4 protein-coding genes are annotated in these 3,012 nt (G+C 52.4%); all 4 read left to right on the forward strand.

Annotation, left to right across the window (positions count from 1 at the left end; genetic code table 11):
• The first annotated feature begins 57 nt into the window (after positions 1–57).
• Positions 58–948: a protease HtpX gene (htpX, locus tag KDK13_RS03830; RefSeq protein WP_257283587.1), complete on the forward strand. Its 891-nt coding sequence runs from the start codon at positions 58–60 to the stop codon at positions 946–948.
• A 73-nt stretch (positions 949–1,021) separates the two neighbouring features.
• A complete protein-coding gene (gene rnd / locus KDK13_RS03835) occupies positions 1,022–2,200 on the forward strand; it encodes a ribonuclease D (RefSeq protein ID WP_257283588.1) in 1,179 nt (392 codons plus the stop codon).
• On the forward strand, positions 2,201–2,500 hold the full coding sequence (locus tag KDK13_RS03840) for a YcgL domain-containing protein (RefSeq protein ID WP_257283589.1): 300 nt from the start codon (positions 2,201–2,203) through the stop codon (positions 2,498–2,500). It begins immediately after the preceding gene.
• A complete protein-coding gene (locus KDK13_RS03845) occupies positions 2,497–2,946 on the forward strand; it encodes a YcgN family cysteine cluster protein (protein WP_257283590.1) in 450 nt (149 codons plus the stop codon). The genes KDK13_RS03840 and KDK13_RS03845 overlap by 4 nt, the downstream gene beginning before the upstream one ends.
• The last annotated feature ends 66 nt before the right edge of the window (positions 2,947–3,012 follow it).

Here is a 3,012-nt window from a genome sequence, read left to right on the forward strand (position 1 = left end):
ACTTTATATAGCTACTTAATGACAATCTTAATGATGACGATGAGGTCACCTTAACTAATGAAGAGAATCCTGTTGTTTCTGGCCACAAACATGGCAGTCCTGTTGCTGGCCAGTATCACACTGAATATTCTCGGCGTCGGCAGCTACCTGAACCACCAGGGACTGAATATGGGTTCCCTGCTGGTATTCTGTGCGGTATTCGGTTTTGCCGGTTCTTTTGTCTCCCTGTTGCTCTCCAAAACCATGGCCAAAATGAGCACAGGGACGCAGATAATTGAACAACCGCATACAGCCCGGGAGCAGTGGCTGGTTGAGACGGTCAGGGAGCTCTCTGAAAAGGCCGGCATCGGCATGCCGGAAGTGGGTATTTTCCCCTCTCCGGAAGCCAACGCCTTTGCCACCGGATGGAACAAAAATGCAGCGCTGGTTGCCGTCAGCCAGGGGCTGCTGGATCGCTTCAGCCCGAACGAAGCCCGCGCGGTTATTGGTCATGAAATCGGCCACGTTGCTAACGGCGATATGGTTACCCTGAGTTTGATCCAGGGGGTTGTGAACACTTTTGTCATGTTCTTTGCCCGGATTATTGGTTATGCCGTAGACTCCTTCCTGCGTCGTGATGACGAAGGCGATGGCGGTGTGGGTATTGGCTTCTACGTAACCAGTTTTATCGCCGAGATTATTCTTGGCTTTCTGGCCAGTGCCATTGTTATGTGGTTCTCCCGTCAGCGTGAATTCAGGGCCGACGAAGCCGGTGCCGAACTGGCAGGCCGCAAAGATATGATTGCCGCGCTGGAACGCCTGCGCTGCGAATATGAAGCGCCCAGTGCCATGCCTGCGACCATGACGGCCTTTGGTATCCGCAGTGGTGATCGCAGTGGGCTGGCAGCCCTGTTTACCAGTCACCCGCCGCTGGACCAGCGCATCGAAACGCTACGCGCTCACCATTGATAAAAACCACGCCGGTCTATCATGAGCTGCTATTGACTGTTTATAATGGAGTTTTCCATTAGAACCTTTCGATATGCAGCTTTTGTCCCCCGGGCCGTTGCCGCCAGAGCCAGTCTGGATCAACAACAATCAGTCATTGGAAGACTATTGCCAACGGTGGTCCAGCCTTGATGCCATCGCTCTGGACACTGAGTTTATCCGTACCGACACTTTCTATCCCCGGCCGGGGCTGATTCAGGTAAGCACAGGCCCGGATGTTTTTCTGATCGATCCACTGGCCATTGACCGGTGGCAACCACTGGCCAGGTTGTTTGCCGACAGCTCCGTCATTAAAGTACTTCATGCCTGCAGTGAAGACTTGGAAGTGTTCAAGCTGTTAACCGATACCGTACCCAGGCCTCTGTTTGATACCCAGCTGGCCGCGGCGTTTGCCGGCCTGGGATTTTCCCTTGGTTATCAGGCCCTGCTCAAGCAAATACTGAACATCGATCTACCCAAGGATGAGACACGGTCCGACTGGTGCCAGCGGCCATTGACGGAAGCACAAGTTCGCTATGCCAGCCTGGATGTCGTCCATTTACTGGAGATTTATCAGCACCTGGACCAGCGGCTGGCAGCAACACCGAAAAAAGCCTGGCTGGAGGAAGAGTGCCTGGCCCTGACGTTCAATGTGCTGCCTTTCGATCCGGAAAATGCCTGGAAAGACGTTAAAAAAGGCTGGCAGCTGAGGCCCCAGCAGTTGGTGGTACTGAAAGCGCTTTGCCATTTTCGGGAAGTTGCCTCCCGAAGTCTGGATGTTCCCCGAAACCGGGTTATCCCCAAAGGCAGCCTCTGGCCACTGGCGAGGTTTCAGCCTAAAGTCATGAATGCGCTGCGGGAAATGCCCGAAATGCGTCCCGGCATTATACGCAACCATGGGGAGCAGATACTGGATATCATCCGGTCTTCCAGTCAGGTTCCGGAAACACAAAGACCGGAAAAACTACCGCTGCCACTGCCGAAAAATGCCAGAGATTTGGGTAAGCAGATCAAGACACTCATGTCTCAACTGGCCGTTGAGCTGCAGTTGCCACTGGAGTTGCTGATGCCGGGAAAACTCACCACACCACTGCTGCGCAGCTGGCTGGATAATGGGTATTTTATGCTCCCGGATACCCTCACAGGCTGGCGCCGTGATATTATCGGCACCCCGCTGGTCAGGCAGCTCAATCAATTGATCAATCAATTAAATCAGCAGGAAAAAGGCCATTGAATGAAGTCTCTGGTTGCCATCTATAAAAGCCCCAAACGGGAAGGGATGTACCTGTACCTGAACAGGGGAGCCAAACTGGAAACCACCCTGCCAGAGGCATTATTGCAAGCCTTTGGTAAACCGGTGCATGTTTTCGACCTGCTACTGACGCTGGAGAAAAAGCTGGCTCACGTCGAGACCGCCAGTGTACTTCAGGGGATTGCCGATCATGGCTACTATCTGCAAATGCCCCCCAAAGAGCAGGATGATTACCTGATCAAACTGCCGGATGAGTTTCTTTCCTTTAACGACCCGACATGACCGCAAAACCTTTCTGGGAAACCAAAACCCTGGCAGAAATGACCGCCGATGAGTGGGAAAGCCTTTGTGATGGCTGTGGCCGCTGCTGCCTGCACAAGCTGGAAGATGAAGAGACGGATGAGATCTATTACACGTCAGTAGCCTGCAGGCTGCTGGACACCGAAAGCTGCCAGTGCAAAGACTACCCTAACCGTAGAGACATCGTTCCGGAATGTACGGTACTGACGCTGAAAGATGTTGAGCACTTCCACTGGCTGCCTGAAACCTGCGCCTATCGGCTGATCAGTGAAAAGAAACCGCTGTTTGACTGGCATCCACTGGTATCCGGCTCCTGTGAATCTATCCATCAAGCCGGAGTCTCGGTTAAAGGATGGGTGCATTCGGAAAATGATATTGCACAAGACGATCTGGAAGACTATATCATTCCCCATAATATGATTAGCTGAAAGATCAACTGTAGATATGGCGAAGTTATCAGAAAGGGTTAACCAGTTAAGACCATAATTCGATAT

This window comes from Endozoicomonas sp. SESOKO1, from assembly GCF_024606265.1.
In the GTDB taxonomy this organism is placed as follows: domain Bacteria; phylum Pseudomonadota; class Gammaproteobacteria; order Pseudomonadales; family Endozoicomonadaceae; genus Endozoicomonas.

Bases quoted from the DNA above. Each gene is read 5' to 3' on its own strand.
- KDK13_RS03840 (WP_257283589.1), top strand. From the start codon at position 2,201: ATGAAGTCTCTGGTTGCCATCTATAAAAGCCCCAAACGGGAAGGGATG.
- KDK13_RS03845 (WP_257283590.1), top strand. From the start codon at position 2,497: ATGACCGCAAAACCTTTCTGGGAAACCAAAACCCTGGCAGAAATGACC.
- rnd (WP_257283588.1), top strand. From the start codon at position 1,022: ATGCAGCTTTTGTCCCCCGGGCCGTTGCCGCCAGAGCCAGTCTGGATC.
- htpX (WP_257283587.1), top strand. From the start codon at position 58: ATGAAGAGAATCCTGTTGTTTCTGGCCACAAACATGGCAGTCCTGTTG.